The organism is Acinetobacter sp. V2, assembly GCF_001188385.1.
In the GTDB taxonomy this organism is placed as follows: domain Bacteria; phylum Pseudomonadota; class Gammaproteobacteria; order Pseudomonadales; family Moraxellaceae; genus Acinetobacter; species Acinetobacter oleivorans.
Genome location: NZ_JZFB01000003.1, coordinates 44098 through 48027 on the forward strand (window position 1 = coordinate 44098; position 3930 = coordinate 48027).

Annotated in this window: 2 protein-coding genes and 1 other RNA gene; all 3 read left to right on the plus strand. The window is 40.0% G+C overall.

Annotation, left to right across the window (positions count from 1 at the left end):
- A partial coding sequence (locus tag UC75_RS11180; protein ID WP_228137291.1) for a gamma-glutamyltransferase family protein occupies nucleotides 1–1467 on the plus strand: 1467 nt, incomplete at its 5' end.
- A gap of 159 nt (nucleotides 1468–1626) precedes the next feature.
- Nucleotides 1627–1985: a transfer-messenger RNA gene (gene ssrA, locus UC75_RS18845) on the plus strand.
- A gap of 227 nt (nucleotides 1986–2212) precedes the next feature.
- Nucleotides 2213–3930, plus strand: a 1718-nt coding sequence (gene hsdR / locus UC75_RS11185; protein WP_228137292.1) for an EcoAI/FtnUII family type I restriction enzme subunit R, incomplete at its 3' end; no start/stop codon positions are given.

Genomic DNA, 3930 nt, shown 5'->3' on the forward strand with positions numbered 1-3930 from the left:
ATATATGACCCAAATTCACCAGCACCTGTACCAAGTGCCCGCCGTAGTGGTCGCTCGATTGGTGTGCCGGGAGTGATGCGTTTGCTCGAACAAGCACAAAAAGAACATGGCAAACTCAAGTGGAACCAGCTTTTTGGTGAAGCGATTGGTTTGGCTGACAACGGTTTCCGCATTCCGGGCCGTTTGGCAGATGCAATTGCAAGCAATGCAAACAGCTTAGCGCTCGATGCAAATGCAATGGCAACCTATTTCTATACAGATGGTTCACCTCGTAAAGTCGGTGAGACCATGACCAATAAAGCCTATGCAAAAACCCTAGAAGCACTTGCCACGCAAGGCGCAAATGCGTTGCACACCGGTCCAATTGCCCAAGCGATTGTGGCAAAAGCAGGGCAGACGCTAGGGGATGACCCAGCACGAACTCCAATTACTCCAAGTTTGATGACCTTGCAGGATTTGTCGAACTATCAGGTTAAAAAACGCGACCCGATTTGTACGACGTATCGTGATCGTTACTATGTATGTACCATGCCGCCTCCATCTTCGGGAGGAATTGCAGTTGCACAGACGCTTGGTATTTTAGAAAACTTTGATATGTCGCTTTACCCACCTAAAAACCCTGAAAATGAAGGCGGTGTGCCCGATGTGATGGGCGTGCATTTAGTGTCTGAGGCAGAGCGTTTGGCCTACGCCGACCGCGATAAATATGTGGCAGACACTGACTTTGTTGCTTTACCAGCGCAGGGTATTGCAAGCTTTATTGATAAAAACTACCTGAAACAACGTGCAGCACTGATTAACCCAAACCAAAGTATGGGCGTTGCGCCAGCGGGTAATTTCAACCCAGCTTCGGGCGTCGACACCACTGTTGAACACGGAACAACTCAGTTCACGATTGTAGATGCCTATGGCAATGTGGTTTCAATGACATCGACTGTTGAATCGAGCATGGGCTCATTCCACATGGTGGATGGTTTCTTGCTTTCAAACCAGTTAACTGACTTTAGCGCCAACCCGCTAGACAGCACGGGAGCACTGGTTGCCAACCGTGTGGAAGGGGGCAAACGCCCACGTAGTACCATGGCGCCAACTTTAGTGTTTAAAGGCACCACGCCAGATGAGTTTTATATGGCAACAGGTTCACCAGGCGGCGGCACGATCATTCAATATGTAGTTAAAACGTTGGTAGGTGCGCTGGACTGGAACTTAAACGCTCAGCAGGCGACCTCGCTTGTTAACTTTGGCGCGACCAATAGCAAAAACACCAATGTGGATAGCTCGAATGTGCAGCTTTCTTTGCTTGATTTGATTGAAGGCTTAAAAGCAAAAGGGCATGGCGTTGCCAACACTGCGCAAACCAGCGGTATTTCAACGATTATGAAAGTAAATATTAATAATCAGAGTAAATACGCAGGTGGGGTAGACCCACGCCGTGAAGGTATTGTGTTAGGCAATGGTGCTTTGTAGACCAAATTTTAAAAAAGCTGTCATTTTGGCAGCTTTTTTTATGTGGCCCTTGAAAAAAACAAAAGACACTCAATTATGTAAATATGTTCATCAGTAGCAGACTGTTGATAAAATGCACAGTATTTTATTTTAGTTATGCTATGATGTTCAGACATTCATGGGGATGTTATTGGCTTCGACGCTGGTGATGAAACTCATAGATGCATGCCGAGAGCGCATTTTCTCTCGTAAATCAAATTTGCATATTTTAGTCGCAAACGACGAAACTTACGCTCTAGCTGCCTAAGGGCAGTTTGTCCGCTTCCTAGAATACTTGTGGTTTAGGAACCCGACCGTAGCGCACGCACACAAGTCCGTATAGAGTCAAGCCTCGGGGCTTTATACCAAACTTAGAGGATCGCAACTTGTACCCTGTTCGTCGGGTCACTTGGTGTTAAAACAATAGACGATATCTAAGCATGTAGTATTCTCGAGCGTAATGCTGGCGGACGCGGGTTCAACTCCCGCCATCTCCACCAAAATTCTTGAAAAGCCCTGAAACGAAAGTTTCGGGGTTTTTTATTAATAACTGTTTACTAATAAATGATGTGATTTGAATATAAGAATTACTCTTCAAAAATTATTTAATTTAATATTTCTTAAAACCCAAAAATAATAACTATTGATATATAAAAACTTTTTAGTATGAAAAATCTTTGAATTTTATTATTCTTATTTTAATTATTAAATAAAATGGTTCATTGGCATGGATAAAAAGAAATTATCTGAGCGAGATATATGCAGTAAATTTATTAATCCAGCTTTAGAACAAGCAGGTTGGACAGCGCATCAAATTCGTGAAGAAGTTACTTTTACCAATGGCCAAATTATGGTGCGGGGAAAACTGCATACTCGTGGTGAGCGTAAACGTGCTGACTATGTTCTTTATTATAAAAAAAATATCCCTTTAGCAGTTATTGAAGCTAAAGATAACAATCATAGTGTTGGAGCTGGTATGCAACAGGCTTTAGCCTATGCAGATTGCTTACAAGTGCCTTTTATTTTTTCGAGTAATGGCGATGGATTCTTATTCCACGATCAAACAGGATTATTTGGAAAAGTTGAACAAGAATTAGGATTAGATGAGTTTCCTTCACCAGAACATCTATGGAAACTTTATGAGCAACATAAAGGATTAACAACGCCAGAGTCAAAACAAATTGTTGAATACCCATATTATGATGATGGCTCAGGACGTATACCACGTTATTACCAAGTAAATGCGATTAATAAAACTATTGAGGCAATTGCACGTGGCCAAAATCGTATTTTACTTGTGATGGCGACAGGTACAGGTAAAACCTATACAGCTTTTCAAATTATATGGAGGCTATGGAAGTCTGGCGCTAAAAAAAGGATTTTATTTTTAGCAGATCGAAATATTTTAGTAGACCAAACTAAGAATAAAGATTTCAAACCTTTCGGTCAGAAAATGACAAAAATATCAAAGAGAATGATTGATAAGAGTTATGAAATCTATCTTTCACTTTATCAAGCAGTGACTGGTTCAGAAGAAGAAAAAAATATCTATAAACAGTTTACTCCTGAATTCTTTGACTTAATTATTATTGATGAATGTCATCGTGGTAGTGCTAATGAGGATTCGGCTTGGCGTGAAATTTTAGAATATTTTAGTTCAGCCACTCATGTTGGTTTAACGGCTACTCCAAAAGAGACGAAAGACACTTCAAATATTACATATTTTGGTGATCCTGTTTATACCTATACACTGAAACAGGGGATTCAAGATGGTTTTCTTGCACCTTATAAAGTTATCCGTATCGATATAGATAAAGATTTACAAGGGTGGCGTCCAGAAAAAGGCAAGAAAGATCTGCATGGATATGAAATTACAGATCGTATTTATAATCTAAAAGATATGGACAAGGGACTTGTTTTAAAAAAGCGAACAGAACTTGTTGCTAAAAAAATTACAGAGTTTTTAGTTAATACTGATCCCTATGCAAAGACAATTGTGTTTTGTGACGATATTGACCATGCAGAACGTATGCGAGAAGCCCTAGTTAATTTGAATCCTGAACGAATCAAAGAAAACTATAAATTTGTCATGAAAATTACAGGCGATGATAAAGAGGGCAAAGCTGAACTAGATAACTTTATTAATCCTGAAGAACGATACCCTGTCATAGCAACAACATCTAAATTGATGACCACAGGTGTAGATTCTGAAACTTGTAAATTGATCGTACTTGATCAGCATATTAAGTCTATGACTGAGTTTAAACAGATGATTGGTCGTGGTACACGTATTAATGAAGAGTTTGGAAAAACTTGGTTTACGATTATGGATTTTAAAAAAGCTACAGAACTTTTTAGTGATCCAGCTTTTGATGGTGAACCAGTTGTTATTTATGAACCGAAATCTGGTGAACCTATCGTACCACCTGATGAGACAGATATAGG